Genomic DNA, 19,978 nt, shown 5'->3' with positions numbered 1-19,978 from the left:
CAACATCAATTCCGATTTACGGCGTATACCAGATAGGTGAAGACCAGGCGCGCTCACGAATGGTTTTTTGCAATTCCTTGGGGTACTCGACGTTCGCATTTTTTGCGTCATACATACTCCAGCGGCATACCGGGTTTTCCAGTACACGGGCGTAGTAAAAGGCGTGTTCGGCGGGGTCAAAGTCCGGGTCGGTCCAGGTAGCCGCCAGTTGCGCGTCGCCCTTGTCGGTACTGATGGAGCAGTCCTCAAGATTGACGGTGGCACCGTTGTCCGGGCACTGGTGGGTTTTGGTATCGGGCTCAGCGCCATCGGAGCAGGCCACGTCGTAGGTCATTTCTTCCAGCTTATCGTCGGCGGTGCGCCAGCCTTTGATAATCTGCAGACGTGCCAGTGGTGCGCTATTCGGATCGCGCTGCGCCCACACCATTAGGGTTGGGGCTTTGCCTTCTGGCGCCGCACTGAGATCGCCACCCTGGGGCACGCCGCTCTGGTAACCCACTTCTACCCAGTTATTTTTCGTGTACAGGTCAGCGGGGAAGTTGTAGCCGGCAAACAGGCGAATCTTGGTGCGGGTACCGCTGGTACCAAACGTCTCCTTGCGATGCAGCGCATCCCAGATGCCTTCACGGGTATTGCTCTCGGCCCAGACCCCGGCAATACCGCCGGGGTTGTAGCGCTTGGTGGGGTCATCCTCGGCGCTCAAACCCATGGCCTGGGCCGTCGGGTTCAGCTCCAATCCGAGGCGCACTTCCGGGGTGGCATCATTGTTGGCGTAGTGACCCTCAAAGTCGCTCTCTGTGGTGTCGCTGGGCGTGCCATTATGGTTGTCCGTTGAACCGATAATCCCTTGCTTGAACGGGTTTACACCCAACTCCTTCTGGTGGCGCAGACCAAACTTGAGGCCATTGCGCACAAGCCCATACTCATTCGTACAGCTCACCGAGTTGTCCCCGGTGCACTTCTGGAACACCATTTCAAAGTTGCAGGCCTCGTCCGACGTCATAATGCCAGTCTGGCACTCGGAATTACCCTTGACTTGCATGACTTCGGCCAGCCGATCCATGCGCTCACGCAGCTCGACAATATCCTGGGTCCACTCCGTACCATCGGTATTCTTTCCCCAGTACAGTCGGCCCCAATAAAAATTCGGGTTATGGGGAATGGTGAGAACCTGGCAATCTCCGGTGCAGTTGGTGTCAAGCCACCGCAACAGGTCCTCCGGTTTGCCTTCAAATGCAGAAAACACCGTTTCTGGCACTTTATCGCTACGGAAGATGACGTTGCGATGCATCATGCCGCCAGCGCCTTCTGGTGCCCCGGCCGAGTATTCAAACGCAACCAATGAGGTAAATTTCCCGGGCTCATAATTTTCAGCCGCGGCCTGCTGGATACGAGACCAGGGATTGGACACCGCGTCCCTACAGGTCTTCCCGTCGTCACCGCAGATTTCCACGAGGCGCTTTGCCGGGACTTTTGAAACCCCGGCGAAAACTTCCTGGAAAATTTTCATTTCATTGGCACGAATACCTTTACAGACTGCGGTGTCGTAACCCTTCATGTCTGGATTGGTGCAGATTTCATATTCACCCAGCGCTTCCGCGTGGTCAGTGACGGCAACGAAATCCAGCGGCGCAATGATGGTTTTCTCCATACCAGTGGGCAACTTCACCGTCTCACCCTTGGCAAACCGATAGGCGGAAAACGGGTCATTCAGTGCATTGCCGAATATGTAGGCGTCCAGCGAGTAGGCAGTGTGGATATGTAGCTCGCCGAAGTAAGCATCGCGCAGTGGATTAGTGGGAACTTCACTGCTGCTCTCTGCCCCTGTTGTGGTGGTATCTGCCGGTATCGGCGTGTTGGCCGACTCAGCGGATTCGGGCTCCTCGACCTCTACCGTAGCGTTCAGCCCGATTGCCTCTTCCGTTTCCACTTTTTTGGGTTCAGATTTACCGCCACAGGCGGTAAGCAGAGTCGCCATTAGTAAACAGAGAGGGTATCGCATGGGGCATCCTCGTCTAGAGAGATTTTTAGGGTGAGCTATTCACTACATATTGAATTCAGGGGCTGTACCAAATCGGGCTGGAAAAGGCGCGTTCCTGCTGGACCATGGGCACCTTCTTGTCCATTTCGATCCCGTTCCTAACCTTGTCGTACAGGGTCCAGCGCGGAGTGGGAATTTGCAGTACACGCACGTAGTACACTGCTTTGTATTCGGGGTTAAATTCCTCGTCCTCGAAATAGCCGATCAGCTGTGAATCACCTATGTCGTTGCCGTACTCCGCTGTTTCCAGATTCACCGTGTCGCCCACGGGCGGGAGCTTACCCTTCGCATCTACCGTTCGATCACCGGACCATTTGACGTTGAATATCTTTTCGTGGGCCTCGCCGTCTCCATCTACCCAGCCCTTGATGATCTGCACCCGGTCGAGATTCGCCCCCTCCGGGTCTTTCATCGCCGCCACCAGAAACTTGAGCTTCTGCCCTTCTGTACCGCCGCTTAATTTGGCTCCCATGGGAACACCTTTCCCATAACCCGCGGCAACGAGATCCCTTTCCGCGTCCGACTCGTCGAAATCAAACCCACCAAAGAAACGCACCGTCATGCGCGGGCCGGTGGTGGCAAAGGTCTCTTTGCGCATCATGGCGTCCCAGATGGCTTCACGGGTATTTTCCGCGGCCCAGACACCGGTAATGCCCGAGGCAGCCATTTCCCAACCCATATAGGTATCTGTGGGGCCACTCAACAACGGGAAATCCCAGCGGGTCTTGTTGCTGGGTTCCAGGGTTTTGAATTTTCCGAAGAAGTTATCGTCGTCCGCGGTAGATAACCCAGTGTGTGTATCGGTGCCGGCATTAGCGCCGTATTGGAATGGGTTGGTACCCAGTTCGGCCTCGAGACGCAACCCGGCCTTGAGCGCGGGGCGCCAGTATTCGTACGGGAAGGAACCCGGCGGCTTCGGCTTCAGAATCAGGTTGCCGCGATCCCACAGATCCCAATTGGCAAACTCATCTTCGGGCGACAGGCTCGGGTGGGATTCACTCTGGCCCTTGATCTGGGTGACTTCATAGAGTGGCTCGTAACGCGCGCGCATTTCCGCCCACTCCTTGGTCATGGGAGATCCATCAAAGCGCTTCTCTTCAAACATCCGGCCGTTGGACATATTGCCGTTGTGTGGAATCGCCAGTACACGACCGCCGGTTTTGTCTTCGTAGGCTTTCATCCACGCCCAGAGTTTCTCGGGGTCCTGAGTTTGGAAAGTGGTGAGCGGTAACAGGCTGCGGGTCTTGCTGCCATCATCGCGGAAGATCACATTGCGATGCAGGTTGTCGCCGCCGTCCGCGTTCACTGTCCATTCATAGGCGATAAAAGTGGAGAATTCTCCTGGCTTGTAGAACTTGTCCGCGGCATCCACGGTCTTTTCCCAGGCGGACTTCATCCACTTGGGATCCATGACTTCCTTGGGCAATTTGCCTTCGGACTGCATCACGATCAATTCGCTTTTGGCTGCCGCGGCCCTTTTTTCATCACCGGAGTTCAGGGCTTCATTCCAACTCTTGAGTGTCGGGTTCGCCATCATTTCCGGGTTACCCGCCACCAACTCGTTAATGACCCCCATACCGTCGGAGTGGTCGGTGATCATGAACCAGTCGTAGGGGCGGCTTAGCTTGGCCTTAAGTCCGCTATTCGACTTTACTTCCTCACCAAGCGCAAAACGGTAGGCATCTTCCGGGGTGAGAATGGCACCATCCATCCCGGCATCCGCAGACCAGCCTGTATGTACATGGGTATCGCCGAAATAAGCCTGGACTGGATAGCTGGAACTGGCATTGCCATTTGCACTCGCTTCAGCTGTATCAGAGCCAAGCTCTTCACCAATGATTTGCTCATTTTTCGTCGAATTATCGGCGTCAGGCGGGACCTCAGAATCCACCTGAGGCTTCCCTTCCGCCCGTGTCGTTTCTTTTGTAATTTCGACTTCAGTCGTGGCCTTGTCGTGCTTCTCTCCACTGCAGGCAGACAGTGCAATGACCGCCGCGAGAACCGAAAAACTCCATCCCTGCTTATTCATGCCGACCTTCGATATTTACCGTGTGCTTAAAGAAGTTTGCCCCGCACTGTCGGCAACGCCAGATTCATTGGCAATCGCGTACAGTGACGGGGCAGAAATTACGCCTTTAGTGCGTTATCAACCTACATGCTGCTACCGTTGCTGACCAGCAAGTGAATTGATCAGGGTGCTGACCTCCCCAACCTGCGCAGAAAAGCTCTTCTGCACAGGCGGAAATTCCTGAAAGCTTTTAACAAACTGCTTGATCTGGCCACCCGCCGGGCCCAATGTCCAACTGCGGTTTTCGGCCCACTCATCGTAGCCGCGCGCGTCGATGAAGCGCTCAAACGGATCCAGTTTCAGGTTGATGATATAGGGCGTGGTCAGAGGAATCTGGCTGGCCCGGAACCACTCTTCCTGATCGATAAACAGGAACTTCCAGTCGCCATAGCGCATACCGTGGAAGGTAGTTTCGGTGAAGTAATAGAATTCCTTGCGCTTGCTTTTCCCCTGTTTCAGCAGGATGTCGGTCTGGTCGTAGCCGTCCAGGTGGACCTTGAAACTTTTGTCGCCGATCTTGGTTCCCGACAGCAATTTCTTTTTGATGTCTTTGTCACCAACAATGGACATGATGGTGGGGACCCAGTCTTCCATGGCCATAAATTCGCCGGTAGAAACACCAGCCGGGATGCGCCCCTTCCATTTCACGAGCATCGGCACACGGAAACCACCTTCCCAACCACCAACACCTTTTTCCCCATGGAACGGCTGGTTGCCGCCATCCGGCCAGGAATTTGATGCCGCGCCGTTATCCGTGGAAAACATGACCAGCGTATTGTCCGCCACGCCGAGCTTATCAAGCAGATCAAGGAGCTCGCCGACGTCATCATCCAGTTCCATCATGCCGTCGGCGTAGATGCCATAGCCGCTCTTGCCTTGATACTCCTTGCTCAGGTTGGTGCGGTAGTGCATGCGTGTTGTGTTGTGCCAAACGAAGAATGGCTTTTTGGCTTTAACCGCATCGGTAATAAAACGCTTCGATTGCTCCAGCACTTCCTGGTCGATGTTACGCTGCCGCTCTTTACCCCAGGCGCCCATGTCCTCGATTTTCTGCTTGCCATCGGCCATCGCCTTCGAGTGGATAACGCCGCGCATTTTCAGCCCGAACTGCTTCTGCACTTGCGGATCTTTCGGGTAATCGTATTGCTCGGGGTACTCACCCGCATTCAGGTGATAGAGGATGCCAAAAAATTCATCAAACCCGTGTGCGGTTGGCAAGTGCTCATCCCGGTCACCCAGGTGATTCTTGCCAAACTGCCCAGTGACATAGCCGTGAGGCTTGAGCATTTCTGCCAGGGTTGGCGTCTCAGCTTTTAACCCCTGCTCAGCGCCTGGCAGCCCCACAGTACTGAGACCGATACGCATGGGATACTGGCCGGTAATAAACGACGCTCGCCCCGCGGTGCAGGACGCGTGAGCATAGTGATCCATAAAGATCATGCCGTCTTTGGCAATGCGATCAATATTCGGCGTTGATCCCCCCATCATTCCCCGGTGATAGGCGCTGACATTCCACATGCCGATATCATCGCCCCAGATGATGAGAATATTGGGTTTGTCCGCTGCATTGGCCAACGACATGGAAAGCAGAAATGCAATCGCGATTAGTAGGCGATTAATCATGGTCATAAGTGAACTCTACCAACAAAAAATGAAATAACGACGCGCTCGAAAATTCGGCCACCGGAAGTATAGGCAGGCCATATGTGTTTCAGGCCCGGATGGCGCACAACAGGTTGTTTCATCAAAGCGATGAAAACTGGTCCCGTTTTCTATACTCTCTTGTCCTCGCGCAATGCCTCACCTGGCCGATGCGCAAGTAACCAATCAAGAAATCGACTCACCTGTTTCCAGTATTCCGGGGGAAAAATGGCTCAAGGTTCCAAGAAGGCCGTTCTTTACGCGATTTGTGTCAACGCCATCATTACGGTGTTAAAGACCATCGCGGCGCTGGTGACCCACTCCGCCGCCATGATGAACGAGGCGGTGCACAGCCTGATGGACACCCTGAACCAGGTATTCCTGCTGATCGGTCTCAAGCGCGGAGGACTGCCCGCAGATCAGGAGTACGCCTTCGGTCACGGGCAGAAGAAATACCTGTGGAACCTGTGGAGCGCCATTGGCCTGTTTTCCATCGGCTGTGGACTCGGCCTGGCGCACGCGTGGCACTCCTGGCACAAGCTGGGGCACTCAACACCCCCGGATGCGATAACGATTCTCGGGCTGGAAATTGCGCCGGTGTGGATATCCGCAGCGGTGTTGGTCATCGCGTTTTTACTGGAAGGCTACGTCCTACTGGTAGCAGGCAAGGAATTCTTTTCGCGTATGCGCGCCGCCGGGCGTCGCAATCCATTTGCGTACCTGATGAAGGCAGATGATCCAACCCTGCTCGCGGTGCTGCTGGAGGACTCCATTGCCGTCACTGGTGTGATCCTGGCCGCTACAGGTATCGGTATGACCTATTCCACCGGTAACCCCAAGTGGGATATCGGATTCTCGGTACTGATCGCTTTGATGCTGGGAGTCACGGCAATCTTTCTCGGTAAGATCAACACTCGCTATCTCACCAGCGTGCGCGATCCAGGCGCCGAGCGGGCCTTCCACGATATCGTCAAGCAACACCGGGAGATCGAGCGCTATCACGACCTGCGCTCGGTGATCGTGGACGACACCCATACGGTGGTGGTTGCGGAAATTGAATTGCGCGAAGAGGTGCTGATGCGCGAAATGCGCGAACGTATCGCTGCGCACGAGCGGGAGTTACTGGAGCGGGTACCGGAACACCGGCGTACCGACGCAGTGATCGAATATGCCGAAACCCGAGCTACGATCCAGGCGACGCTTGAAGCCACGGAACAGGTGATCGATTCGCTAGAGGCAGAACTGAAGAAACGCTGCCCACAAGTGTTCCACCTGACCATCGAGATCGATGGGATTGCGGCGCCTTCCAAGCTGGATGACCCGCAACAATTGGATAGCGGTCACTGAGCAAGGAAACCGTTTACAGGTTGCTCGTGCGCCGGGCCTTTCGTGGTCCCGGCGTAACAGGGTTAAACTGCTGTAGACTGGTCAGTTTACTTGGGCGGCAAAGTGCCCACGAATTCAACGCCCTTGTTGACCCAGCCATCCAGGTCCGCAGCAATGGCGTCTTCTTCCACATAGACCATACCTTTGAGCGGCCGTCCGGTGTAATCCATGGGACGGGTATAGCGCTCGCTGAGGGCGGTGTCGTAGTTATCCGGTCCCACCCGCACCATCAACTCCTCGCCCACTACCCCGCACGCCATATTGCCGTGGAGCATGAAAGCGAGACCACCGAACATCTGCTTTTCCGTGAGGCCATCATTTGGCTTCAGTAAGTCGCGCACCTTTTCTGCCAGCAGTTTGTTATATCCCATTGCCGTCTCCTTACTGGTCAACAATCCTTGCAAAACTTCGAGCTCCCTGTACCAACGGGCTTCCCATGACATGGTCTGAAGTCACGGGACGCAAACCCTATTCAATGATGAAGTCGCTTTGGCAAAAAATTAAGGCAACCCTTTATCGCTCTAAACCGGCCCGCGGCCATCCGGATACAGCTGCATATACCGCCCCGCTCGTAGGCCAGCATCATGTACTTGAGAGATAACTCCGCCGCGGGGGTATTGCGTGACAATAATGCAGTGCAAGGGTGCGATTCGCTCACCGCGCTCGGCAGGAAATGCTGAAATATACTCGGCAAGTATTTGCGGAAGTGATGCCATGAGTAAAAAGTTATTGCCGTTATTGTTTTAAGTGTAGACGAGAATATGGAAATTGCCCGCCACAGGGCCATGAGGTGCCAGACAGAGCGGATTTTCACTTTGGGTTCAATAGGGAGCTGGCAATAGGCAGCCCCGCCCCAGAACCCTAACATCACCTTTTGATCATTTTTCGCACAGAAACCAATGGGTGTAATAGCTGTCCGAGGAAGGTTCTGGGCAAGCGTACTGTCGTCCCATAGTCCGCTGGCCAGTGTTTCTCTGGCATATGGTAGGTATTGAAAAGACGGTCAAACAGCACCGTATGTGCGGAATAATTGGTGTCGATCGCCGGCTTTTCTGAACTGTGATGCCAATGATGGAATTGCGGTGTCACAAAAATATATTTGAGGAAACCAAAAGAAAAACGCACGTTGCAGTGAATCAGGATCGCCTGTAACGCCGCGAACGCTACATATATATCCAGCGCGGTCTTGTCGGCCCCAAGCAGATACAGCGGTATCATCACCAGCGCCCGTTCCGAAAACACCTGGAAGAAGTGCCCACGCGAACCTGCCAGCCAGTCCATCTGCTCCACCGAATGGTGCACCGCGTGCACCGGCCACAGCCACCGTACTTCGTGGTAGAGACGGTGTTCCCAATACAATACGAAATCCGCACACAGTACGATCAAAACGACCTGCAACCAGACCGGCACACTCTGTACCACATCGTGCACGGCAGGGCTGAGTGCCCAGTCGAAATGACTCGCATGATAGTTGCCGTAAATGAGAATGGCCGAGATCGCCAGATGATTAAAACAGAAGTAGAAAAGATCCAGGTCCCACTCTTGCCGGAGGATGACCTGGTTTCGGTATTTGGGGAACAGCTTCTCCAGGGTCATAAATACCCCAACGGAACCCAAAAATGCGAGGATCAGCCAATCGACTCCCAAAGATAAACGAACGGGCTCTACCGGCCCGACCGGGATGTTGTAACCACCCAGTGCAAACCCCAGTAACGTTAAACCGATGCCCGCAACACCCAAGCGTCGATGCCGGCCAAAAACAAACGTCAGCACACCAAAAAACAGGGAAAAGTACATACCGTACTTCAGGATCTCCTGTAGATATTCCGCATCATAAACCTGGCGGAGCTCGATGGTGGTGAGATAGGCGGGATAGCGATACGCGAAAACCGCCAAGAGGCTCAACAAACCGAGAGCAACGGATGCATAGCCGCTGATTTTACCCTCACCAAAGCGGAATTCATTCTTCCGATCCAGTGCAATACGACGCTTGCGATACTGATATTCTGTATCCATTACAACCCTTCCGATTTACGTCCTTGAATTCGAGGGCGGCAATATTACCGTTTTATTTCTTTCCAATACATATAAACCGGCGATGACTTTTCCAACTTATCCCCATTCAAAGGTTCAATATTTTAGCGAGATCCGTTAACTTGCCCCACTGCAGGCAGGGCGACCGATTCAATGGCGATGCCTGTCGGTTAACGGATTGTAAGAGTTATAGAATTATGGATTTACCCCGCACATGGATAACAGGGCTATTGCTTAGCCTCTATGCATCCACAAGCTCCGCGAATTACCAGCCCCTGAACAGCGATTGTGACGGACCTCCTCAAGTGGCCGTCGGCACCATGGAAAATACCTGCCTGGGCCTGGTGGCCAATGCAGCCCGTGGAGCCGCATTTGTAAAACCCCGCAAAGCGCTGGAGGTTCCTCAGGATGGACAACTGCTGGTTACCGATATGGGTGGCTGGGGAGCGAAACGGGGAATACTCTGGTTACTGGAATTTTCGGATAACCGCTACAGCCAATTGCGCAGTGCACGCAAGTTATCCACAGGCCTGAACTTGCCCCACGACATCAAATTTGGTCCCGGTGGATATATCTACCTGGGTGAAGCGGATCGAATCACCCGCTTCCGCTTGCAAGGCGGTGAACAGACACCGCCAGAGACGGTCGTTGAAGGCCTGCCCTTTGCCGCGGGTAAGCACCTGCACCCGCTTACCAGCTTTGTTTTTCTTGCCAACGGGGATCTTCTGGTTAATGCAGGATCCAGGAGCGACGATTGCGGCTTATCTGCTGGCCAACAGCTTTGCGATGAAATTGAGTCTGTCGGTCTGCGACGCTATCGCTACCTCCCGGAGAATGATCGATGGGATACGGACTATGAGCTCTATGCCAGCGGACTGCGCAATTCCGTAGCATTATTGGTCCACCCGAGTGGCACGGTACTTCAGGCGGAAAACAGTACCGATCTCAAGGAGGCAGAAGAACCGCACGAGGAAATCAATATAATCCGCCCCGGTGGCTTTTACGGCTGGCCTTATTGCGCCAACCGTAACCTCGACACCGGCTACATCCCCGACGGTTGCAAGCAATCCAATTACATTGAGCCCTATAGCTTAATGCCACCTCATGTTGCCCCGTTGGATATGATCTATTACAACGGTGAGCGGATTCCCGCGTTAAAGAACCAACTACTAGTCAGTTGGCACGGCTACCGCGTCATCGGCAACCGCCTGGTTAGCTACCCCGTTGACAACGAAGGGTTACCGCGACTCAGTAATAATGTGACCTACAACCGGGATCCGATTCCGCCAGAACAGGCCTTTACTTCTCACGCTCTGGTACCGCGAGGCGGCACAAGCGCAGACGCCCAGCACTCAGAAGTCATTGGCTACTGGAACCAGAAAAAAGGCGTACGACCCGAAGGCGCACCCGTAGGCCTGCTGCAACTCCAAGACGGGTCACTGCTGATTGTAGACGACAAAAACAAGGCGCTGCTCCGCCTGTCCCGGGGCGAACCCTATATGGATGAGGGTTCAGTGGGTGTGTATGCGGTCATCGACGGAATCCAATTCGATGGGCCGACCAAACACCTGTTGCTGGAAAACTGCTCCGGCTGTCATAACGAATTAAAGGGTAATCCCGGGCAATTGTTGAACCGGCTGGATGGGTGGCTGAAACAAGCGGAAGGAAGAACTTTGCTTGAGCAAAAACTCACCGCTGATTCGGGTTTTATGCCTCCAAACGGAAAACTGGAGGACCGAAAGATAGCCACCATCCTCGGTGCATTGAGCGAAGCAGATAAATAGCAACACAAAGTGCCACGCTGATACTTCTCTAAAATTTTCCGTCCATGAAAATAAGCCTGCTCGATTGGGTCGGCTTATTTTCTTCCCACTGATTTCAGCACATGGCCTATAGCATCTTCCCGATACTGAAAACAATATAAGGAAAAACAGCACCCATTTGTATTAGGCCAATTGAACCGCAAAAACCACACCGCTGGCAAAGAACGAAAGCACTATCATAAATCCCAGCACAGCGCCGAATGAAAGCCCTGGCTCCAAACAGGCCTCCTCAGGGTTCCTCAGGGTTCCTGGCGTTATAATGAACCGTAACTACTTTTCCTACAGGATATTTTTTGCCGATCAATTTTTCGACAAAATAGTTATTGCTTTCTCCGCGTAAAAATTTAAGTGTTGAACACTTATACGCTTTACCCAGTACTTTATACCTGTACTCAACCGTCAAGGTACTTACAGGTACTCTTGCATTTCCCCCTAGACCATCGCTGCCCGTTGTCGTTTCCACTGTATTAACCTTGTTGTATACAATTTTTCCACGTACGGTTGGCCACCGTTTGCTTTCAAAACATTTTTTTGCATTCTGCAAAAGAACAAAAAAAAGAATCAATGAAATACAAATGATCATGATTGGACCGAACACACCTTTCCCCTATTCCGTTTATCATTGACATGCTCCAAGGGTTATTCACCACTCCCCATACGTAAATGAGCAGGGCTCCCCTCTCTCGCACCAGATAAACTCTTCCTTAATTTTTCTACACGCCCCGACACTTTTTGCCAACTTGACATAGTATGTATATTTACCAACTAATTGCACATGAAAAATATTAGACTTACTTTGCTGATAAATACGCTTATATTTTGACTCTTCAATAGGAGCCCCGTCGATTGTACAACTTTTGAACCCTTGAATATTCTTATATCTTCCTTGCCATGACTATGGCATTCCCCACCAGCCACACGACCGAAAGTGCGAAAAGGTATGCGAAAGGGAAATAACTCCCTTTAGACAGGTAGTATCTACCATTATTCCCCAGGTAGGCATCGTAAATCTCTCCGACTTTGTAATTACCCAGGTATTTTCGCTGTGATGACCATATATTTTTACGATTAGATGAAACACTGAAGGGAAAAATGCCAGGTTCTATTCCAACCCGCTCTTTCACGAGCAAATTTGTGGCTGTATTTTTAGCGACAAACTGGACGTGATCGCATAATTTCCTGATACCACAACGCTCCGACGTCAGGTATATATTTTCAATTTTTATTCGTTCTGGCGTAGCACTGTTCACTGAATAGACGTTGCTGATTTCTCCCGGCGCACCGAATACAAAGAAAATCGAGAATCCCCAGGCCGTCAGCACTAACAAAGCGCGCAGTTTTTCTTTAAATTTCAGGTGTTCCATTACCTACCCAGAATTAAACCACCAAAATACATTGTCAGGCGCCACCAGCTGATTTTCGTGTTTCGTTCGCGTCTTTCAGTATCTTTAATCCACCACGAACAACTATTATCGATATTAATGTACCGATAATTAAATCTGGATATCGATTTCCAATTAAGGAAACAAGTATGCCAGATAAGATGACCCCAAGATTAGCAATTACATCATTTGTTGAAAATATCCAGGAAGCCTGCATATGAACACCCCCTTTTTTATGTTTGGAAATCAGAGCAAGACATATGATATTTGCCAACAACGCGATACCGCCGACTATGACGATAAGGGTACTCTCAGGCTCGCTACCGAATAACAAGCGTCTGAGAACTTCAAACAGGACACCAGCTCCTAATAGAATTTGCAAATACCCACTAATCCTCGCGGCCTTCGCCTGCTTCAGGCCCCCCTTTCCGACAGCATACAATGAAAGGCCATAGACGGCCGCATCCGCAAGCATATCGAGAGAATCAGCAATTAACCCCGTAGACTGCGCTATCCACCCAAGGATTAATTCAGCAACGAACATAGATGCATTAATGGCCAGAAGAATAGCAAGCGTCTTTCTTTCCAAGTGTTCTGTTTGTTCCGATCCACAGCCACAGCCTGACATTTTCCGCTATCCTAAGTCACTTAACCCCTGAAATCCGGCCACCAAATCCAACAGGATCGTTAACTTTTTGACACCTGCCTTATCAAATTTGGTCCCCGGTGGATATATCTACCTGGGTGAAGCGGATCGAATCACCCTCATAGCTTGTTAATGCTCTACAGAGCGACGTCATATTGCACTACGAATAGCTCTCCATCCGAAGTGTTTTCCCTGGACAAATAAAGCATCTCATACCCTTCCATAAGAGTAATTTCTTCAGGGATATCTTCGCCTTCTTTGAGCTGTGATATAGCGTCGGAAATTGAAGGGGTGAATGAACCAGAAACCTTCGCAATTGACGCCATGGTAGCTTTTAACAGCCTTACCTTTTCGGGGTTGTTTACGCCAGCAAGGTGGAATTGATACGCAAGGCCAAAATGAGCACAACCATATTGCCTGATTTTTACTCCTTGGCCATTACTTAACACAAAGTTTTCTTCTAACTCACCCTCTTTACCGACAGTGGCAAAGTAAGAAGACACTGATTTTTCATCATCAATGATTGGCTCCGGCTCCCCTCTAACACATTCGTCCTGCGCATATGAGGTGATTGATAAGAAAAACAAAGCTAAAAGTTGAAACCGGACTATTTTCATAATTGCCTTAACATTTATATGTTGGTCATCGGGACTGAAATCCCTCTGCCTTCTATTTTTAATAGTTGATAGAAATAGAATGTCTTCAAAGGCCTTGAGCGTCAAGCCTGCAGTCCACGTCGCCACCAACAGCCTTTCAGCATTTTAATCGCGCCGATTGATAGACCGGATCAAATCGAGCCAACTTAATCAATACCTATTCGCCGGAGACACGTTGCATATTGAAAATTTTCCTGAAGCAATAAAAAAAGCCCGCTCGAATGAGCGGGCTTTTTTCGCCTGCAAGCAGGCTCATACGCAGAGGTATCGGCTTAGTCCACAAATACCCGCGCGTTGCGGAACAGGCGCATCCAGCCGGAGTCCTCTTTCCAGTCGTCCGGATGCCAACTGTTGCTGACAGCGCGGGCGACACGCTCCGGATGCGGCATCATGATCGTCACGCGGCCGTCTTCGGAACAGAGTGAGGTAATACCGTTGACCGAGCCATTCGGGTTGGCCGGGTAGGTTTCGGTAATCTGCTGGTTGTTGTTCAGGAAACGCATGGCGATGGTGCCGGACTGTTCACAGGCTTCCAGAGCGCTCTGGTCTGCGAATTCCACGCGGCCTTCACCGTGGGCCACCGCTACCGGCATGTAAGAACCGGCCATGCCCTTGAACAACACGGACGGGGAATCTTCCACGCCCACCAGCGCGAAGCGCGCTTCGTACTGCTCGGACAGGTTGCGCACGAAGCGCGGCCAGTGGTCGGCACCCTGGATCAGTTCCTTGATCACAGAGAACATCTGACAGCCATTACACACGCCAAGACCGAAGGTGTCCTTACGGTTGAAGAAGCCTTCGAACTGGTCGCGGGCGCGATCATTGAACAGGATGGTCTTGGCCCAGCCCTCACCGGCACCGAGTACGTCACCGTAGGAGAAGCCACCACAGCCCACCAGGCCCTTGAACTGATCCAGTTCAACGCGGCCGGCCAGGATATCGCTCATGTGTACGTCGACGGCATTGAAGCCGGCGCGGTGGAAGGAATGCGCCATTTCCACCTGGCTGTTTACGCCCTGCTCGCGCAGGATCGCCACTTTCGGGCGCACACCTTTTTTGATGTACGGCGCGGCGATATCTTTACTGATGTCGTAGGTCAGGTTCACAGACAGACCCGGATCTTGCTCGGCCGTCTTGGCGAGAGCATCGAATTCCTGCTTGGCGCAGTCGGCGTTGTCGCGCAGGGCCTGAATGCGGTAGCTGGTTTCGCTCCAGATCTGCTCCAGGTCGGCGCGCTTGCGGTTGAAGATCACCTTGCCATTGCGGGTAATGCGCAGCTCTTCCTTGTCGTTAAGCTGGCCAATCTGGTGCGCGGGCACGCCCACGGCGGCAAAGCGCATTACCAGCATTTCCGCTTCGGAAGCTGGCACCTGCAGTACCGCACCCAGTTCTTCATTGAACAGCGCGGCAACCGGATCTTCGCCCAGGTCGAATACTTCAGCGTCGATACCTACGCGGCCGGCAAAGCTCATTTCCGCCAGGGTGGCGAACAGGCCGCCATCGGCGCGGTCGTGGTAGGCGATGACCTTGTCTTCTTCGAGCAGCTCCTGCATGACTTCGAAGAAGCCTTTCAGGCGCTTGGCATCGTCCAGGTCGGCGGGCTTGTCACCCAGCTCGTTGTACACCTGTGCCAGACAGGATGCACCGAGACGGTTTTTACCGGCACCCAGGTCGATCAGCAGCAGCTCACTCTCACCTTTCTTGGTACGGCGCAGCTGTGGGGTAACCACTTTGCGCACATCGCTGACCGGGGAGAATGCGGAGATCACCAGTGACAGCGGTGCGGTTACGGCTTTTTCTTCACCGCCATCGTTCCACGCCGTGCGCATGGACATGGAGTCCTTACCAACCGGGATGGTGATGCCGAGATCCGGACACAACTCCATACCCACCGCTTCCACGGTGCGGTACAGCTTCTCTTCTTCACCCGGGTGGCCCGCGGCACACATCCAGTTGGCAGAGAGTTTGATATCAGACAGCTGCTTGATCGGGGTACAGGCGATGTTGGTGATCGCTTCACCCACTGCCAGACGGCCGGAAGCCGGCGCATCCAGCAGTGCCACCGGGGTGCGCTCGCCCATGGACATGGCTTCACCGGCGTAGCTGTCGTAGGCCACGGTGGTTACGGCGCAGTCGGCGACCGGTACCTGCCAGGGGCCAACCATCTGATCGCGGGAAACCTGGCCGGTAACGGTGCGGTCGCCGATGGTGATCAGGAAGTTCTTGCTGGCAACGGTGGGCAGGCGCAGTACGCGTTCCGCCGCTTCGTTCAGGTCGATCTTGCTGGTATCGAATGCGGTGGTTGCCGCTTCATGCTTTTCTGCCACGCGGTGCATCTTCGGCGGTTTGCCGAACAGCACGGACATGGGCAGGTCTACCGGCTTGGCATCGAACTGCTTGTCGTTCAGGGTGAGGTGCTTCTCGCTGGTGGCTTCACCAACAACGGCAAACGGTGCGCGCTCGCGCTCACAGATCTTCTGGAAACGCTCGAGGTCCTGCGGCATCACCGCCATCACGTAGCGTTCCTGGGATTCGTTACACCAGATTTCCAGCGGGCTCATGCCCGGCTCGTCAGACGGTACGTTGCGCAGTTCGAACTTGCCGCCGGTGCCGCCGTCTTTTACCAGCTCCGGGAAGGCGTTGGACAGACCGCCGGCGCCCACATCGTGGATAAACGCGATGGGGTTCTTGTCCCCGAGCTGCCAGCACTGGTCGATGACCTCCTGACAACGGCGCTCGATTTCCGGGTTCTGGCGCTGCACCGACGCAAAGTCCAGGTCCGCGGAACTGGTGCCGCTGGCCATACTGGAGGCCGCGCCACCGCCGAGACCAATCAGCATCGCCGGACCGCCGAGAACGATCAGCTTGGCCCCGGGCTGGAATTCCGGCTTGTCCACGTGCTCTTCACGGATATTGCCGTAACCACCCGCCAGCATAATGGGCTTGTGATAACCACGGCGCTCGCCGCCGAAATCTTCTTCAAAGGTACGGAAATAACCGCAGATGTTCGGACGGCCAAATTCATTGTTGAACGCGGCACCGCCAATGGGGCCTTCGATCATGATGTCCAGCGCGGTCACGATGCGCTCGGGCTTGCCGTAGTTCACTTCCCACGGCTGCAGGTGACCCGGAATCTGCAGGTTGGACACAGTAAAACCGGTCAGGCCCACTTTCGGCTTGGAGCCACGGCCTACCGCGCCCTCGTCACGGATTTCACCACCGGCACCGGTACCTGCACCGGAGAAAGGTGCAATTGCGGTCGGGTGGTTGTGGGTTTCCACCTTCATCAGCAGGTGAATGGCTTCCTGGCTGAAGCCGTATTCCTTGGTTTCGGGATCCGGGTAGAAGCGGCCAGCTTCATGCCCTACTACTACCGCAGCGTTATCCGCGTAGGCAGACAGTACGTCTTCACCGCCCAGCTTGTAGGTGTTCTTGATCATGCCGAACAGGGAGTGTGGCATCTCTTCGCCGTCGATGGTCCAGCTGGCATTGAAGATCTTGTGGCGGCAGTGCTCGGAGTTCGCCTGGGCGAACATCATCAGTTCCACGTCGGTGGGGTTGCGCTCCAGTTCTTCAAAGCTGGTCAGCAGGTAATCAATCTCGTCTTCCGCCAGTGCCAGGCCCAGGCTTACGTTGGCTTCAGTCAGCGCCTTGCGGCCACCTTTCAGCACATCGACGCTGCCCATCGGGCGGGCTTTCTCCACCTGGAACAGCTGCTCGGCCTGCTCCAGCTCGAAATACACGCTCTCAACCATGCGGTCGTGCAGTTCAGCCGCCAGCTCGGCCCGTTCAGCTTCGGTTAATTTGACACCAGTAATGTAGTAAGCAAGGCCCCGTTCCAGACGATGGATCTCGGTCAGGCCTGCGTTGTGGGCAATGTCCGTCGCCTTGGAAGACCAGGGCGAGATGGTGCCGGGGCGCGGTACTACCAACAGCAGTTCACCCTCGGGCTGATGCTTTTCTTCGGTGGGACCGTACTGCAGCAGGCGCTCCAGCAGCGCCTGGTCTTTCTTGCCCAGCTTCTTGCTGTCGGCAAAGTGCACAAACTCGGCGTACACATCAGCTATGGCGGGCTGCAACGCGCGGAGTTGGGTGAGAAGTTTTTGATGGCGAAATTTCGACAGTGCGGGAGCACCACGCAGAACTAGCATCGCGGGAGTTTGCCTCTTGTCTGGATTTTGAGCATCTGCGGGACTGGGAACAGTGGCTTACAAGGCCCCACAGAGGCACCGGGAATCGGAGCGCGCGCATTGTACCTGAAGCTCAGCGTCTCCAACACTGCTCTGCCAGTAAAGATGAGCATATAAGTAGAAGCCAGTCCATCGAGGTCTATAAGGAGTAATTCCTGGCGCTCGGGACAACCTCTACTGCACGGGAACCGGTTTCAACAAGGCGCGAGCTACTACACTTAATAGCGCAAAACAAGCCGGTTGTTCACAAAGCAATAAATGCCAAATGCATCAAGTTGGTCAATTGGGTAGGGTTTAGGGTAAAATTGCCGCGCTTTTGTCCCAGGCCAGACCAAATTATATACAGCCGGGCACCGAACACGGGCAGCAAGGGATAGCTGACCGCGTGACTGTCGCCGCTCAGGAGAGCGGGCAACGTCATTGAAAATAAAGCAAAGAATGGACTCCAGGGGATTGCCTATGATCATGAAAAGTCGATTGCTGCGCTACAGCCGCCGCCTCATTAAAGGGGCTGCGCTGGCTTGTTGCGCCTCGCTTTTGGTGGCCAGCAAGGCGCCCAGCACGCTTGAGAAGGTCAAGGCGTCGGGCAAACTGGTGGTTATCTCCCAAAACGGACCCACCACGTATTACGAAGATGCCAACGGACGCTACACCGGCTTCGAGTACGACATGCTCAAGGCCTTTGCCCGTGAGCTCGGGGTCAAGCTCGAGATCCGCGATGTGCACGATCTCCCCCACTTGTTCCGCGAGCTGAGTGACCCGGATTCCGATGCCCACCTGGCGGCCGCCGGCCTTACCGTTACCCCGGAGCGGCGTGAGCAGGTCCGTTTTGCACCTTCTTATTTCGAGATCCGCCAACAGGTGATCTACCGCCTCGGCGAAAGCCGCCCCCGCAGTATCGCGGACCTCGAAGGCAAAACTGTGGCCACCATCGCCGGTAGTGCCCACGCCGAGCAACTCCGCAAACTCTCCCAGCGCTACCCCGGCCTGCAGTGGGAAGAAGTCTCAGATGCAGATGCCATGGAGCTGGTGGAGATGGTCAACACCGGCAAGTACAACTACGCCATGGTTGACTCCAATGCCTACGCAGTACACCGCGGTCTCTACCCCAATACCTACGTGGCCTTTAACCTGACCCAATACCAGCCGGTATCCTGGGCCTTCCCCAAAAGTGATGACGACAGCCTCTACCGCGCCGCGCGCAATTTCATGTTGCGGGCCAACACCGGCGGCCTGGTGGCGGAGCTGCGGGAACTGTATTTCGGTCATGTAAGCCAAATGAACGCGGGTGGCGCCCAGACATTTGCCCAGCTGACTCGTGATCGCCTGCCCCGCTGGCGAGATGAATTACAGAAAGCGGCGAATAAATACGAACTCGACTGGGAGCTGCTGGCCGCACTGAGCTACCAGGAGTCTCACTGGAACGCTCGAGCCAAGTCACCTACCGGTGTACGCGGCCTGATGATGCTGACTCGCACCACCGCCAAGGAAATGGGTGTCAATCGCCTCGACCCGCTCGAGAGTATTGACGGCGGTGCCCGCTACTTCCTGCAGGTGCGCGACAAGATCCCCGAGCGCATTCGTGAGCCCGATCGCACCTGGATGGCACTGGCAGCCTACAACGTCGGCTACGGCCACCTCGAGGACGCGCGAGTACTGACCGAGAAACTGGGCGGCAACCCGGATCGCTGGCCGGACGTGCGCGACCACCTGCCATTACTGGCCAAGCGCCAGTACTACAAACACCTGAAACACGGCTATGCGCGCGGCTGGGAGCCGGTTACTTACGTACAGAACATTCGCCATTACCAGGCCCTGCTGACCTGGAACAGCCGTATTGAAGAGCAGCGCCTGGCAGCAGCCGCGGCCAATGATGATGGAGCCTCGCTGGCGGAAGCCAACAGCGCGGAGGCAGGCGGCGCGGCACCCGCGCTTTAAGCAGCGCCAAACCAGATCGAAAATCCCGGACTCTTCCGGGATTTTTTTTGCCTGCGATACTCAACCAGCAAGAAAACTTCCAGTACCAGTGACTCCCCAGACAGGTTTGCATCCGCTCCCGCGGAGACCAGCCGGTGGAACCGTGTTTAGTAAGTCACGAAATTCAACCTATG

The 19,978-nt window shown here is 54.2% G+C and carries 13 protein-coding genes; 3 read left to right on the top strand and 10 right to left on the bottom strand.

Annotated features, from left to right (window positions below; all coding sequences use genetic code 11):
• Nucleotides 1-16 precede the first annotated feature (16 nt).
• The 3 genes from LC093_RS16600 to LC093_RS16590 form a co-directional block, all read right to left on the bottom strand.
• A complete protein-coding gene (locus LC093_RS16600; protein WP_226667546.1) occupies nucleotides 17-2,002 on the bottom strand; it encodes a DUF3604 domain-containing protein in 1,986 nt (661 codons plus the stop codon).
• Nucleotides 2,003-2,057: 55 nt separating this feature from the next.
• A complete protein-coding gene (locus LC093_RS16595) occupies nucleotides 2,058-4,070 on the bottom strand; it encodes a DUF3604 domain-containing protein (RefSeq protein WP_226667545.1) in 2,013 nt (670 codons plus the stop codon).
• A gap of 132 nt (nucleotides 4,071-4,202) precedes the next feature.
• A complete protein-coding gene (locus LC093_RS16590) occupies nucleotides 4,203-5,738 on the bottom strand; it encodes an arylsulfatase (protein ID WP_226667542.1) in 1,536 nt (511 codons plus the stop codon).
• A 240-nt stretch (nucleotides 5,739-5,978) separates the two neighbouring features.
• Here LC093_RS16590 and LC093_RS16585 point away from each other — a divergent pair, with 240 nt between their 5' ends.
• Entirely contained in the window at nucleotides 5,979-7,097 is a 1,119-nt protein-coding gene (locus LC093_RS16585; protein WP_226667540.1) for a cation diffusion facilitator family transporter, read from the top strand.
• An 86-nt stretch (nucleotides 7,098-7,183) separates the two neighbouring features.
• Here the strand turns inward: LC093_RS16585 and LC093_RS16580 are convergent, their stop codons facing one another.
• Complete coding sequence (locus tag LC093_RS16580; RefSeq protein ID WP_226667537.1) at nucleotides 7,184-7,507, bottom strand: TfoX/Sxy family protein; 324 nt, start codon at nucleotides 7,505-7,507, stop codon at nucleotides 7,184-7,186.
• A 496-nt stretch (nucleotides 7,508-8,003) separates the two neighbouring features.
• Complete coding sequence (locus tag LC093_RS16575; RefSeq protein ID WP_226667535.1) at nucleotides 8,004-9,152, bottom strand: sterol desaturase family protein; 1,149 nt, start codon at nucleotides 9,150-9,152, stop codon at nucleotides 8,004-8,006.
• 215 nt (nucleotides 9,153-9,367) lie between these two features.
• On the opposite strand from LC093_RS16575, the gene LC093_RS16570 reads away from it, so the two are divergent.
• Complete coding sequence (locus LC093_RS16570; protein ID WP_226667532.1) at nucleotides 9,368-10,954, top strand: PQQ-dependent sugar dehydrogenase; 1,587 nt, start codon at nucleotides 9,368-9,370, stop codon at nucleotides 10,952-10,954.
• Between the two features lie 268 nt (nucleotides 10,955-11,222).
• Here LC093_RS16570 and LC093_RS16565 read toward each other — a convergent pair whose 3' ends face one another.
• From LC093_RS16565 to purL, 5 genes are all read right to left on the bottom strand, one after another.
• Entirely contained in the window at nucleotides 11,223-11,591 is a 369-nt protein-coding gene (locus LC093_RS16565; protein WP_226667529.1) for a DUF3592 domain-containing protein, read from the bottom strand.
• A 277-nt stretch (nucleotides 11,592-11,868) separates the two neighbouring features.
• Nucleotides 11,869-12,357, bottom strand: a complete 489-nt coding sequence (locus LC093_RS16560; protein ID WP_226667528.1) for a hypothetical protein — start codon at nucleotides 12,355-12,357, stop codon at nucleotides 11,869-11,871.
• A 34-nt stretch (nucleotides 12,358-12,391) separates the two neighbouring features.
• Nucleotides 12,392-12,964 (bottom strand): cation transporter, encoded by a 573-nt coding sequence (locus LC093_RS16555; RefSeq protein ID WP_226667527.1) that lies wholly within the window; start codon nucleotides 12,962-12,964, stop codon nucleotides 12,392-12,394.
• Nucleotides 12,965-13,158: 194 nt separating this feature from the next.
• On the bottom strand, nucleotides 13,159-13,743 hold the full coding sequence (locus LC093_RS16550) for a hypothetical protein (protein ID WP_226667526.1): 585 nt from the start codon (nucleotides 13,741-13,743) through the stop codon (nucleotides 13,159-13,161).
• A 206-nt stretch (nucleotides 13,744-13,949) separates the two neighbouring features.
• Nucleotides 13,950-17,828, bottom strand: coding sequence for a phosphoribosylformylglycinamidine synthase (purL, locus tag LC093_RS16545; protein ID WP_226667524.1), 3,879 nt, complete (start codon nucleotides 17,826-17,828; stop codon nucleotides 13,950-13,952).
• A gap of 498 nt (nucleotides 17,829-18,326) precedes the next feature.
• On the opposite strand from purL, the gene mltF reads away from it, so the two are divergent.
• Nucleotides 18,327-19,805 carry a membrane-bound lytic murein transglycosylase MltF gene (gene mltF / locus LC093_RS16540; protein WP_226667520.1) on the top strand — a complete coding sequence of 493 codons (1,479 nt, stop codon included), beginning with the start codon at nucleotides 18,327-18,329 and terminating at the stop codon, nucleotides 19,803-19,805.
• Nucleotides 19,806-19,978: the final 173 nt, after the last annotated feature.

This window comes from Microbulbifer aggregans (assembly GCF_020524005.1).
GTDB classification, from domain to species: Bacteria; Pseudomonadota; Gammaproteobacteria; order Pseudomonadales; family Cellvibrionaceae; genus Microbulbifer; species Microbulbifer aggregans_A.
Note: the sequence above shows the minus strand (reverse complement) of the source record. Positions and strands in the feature narration are given on the sequence as shown.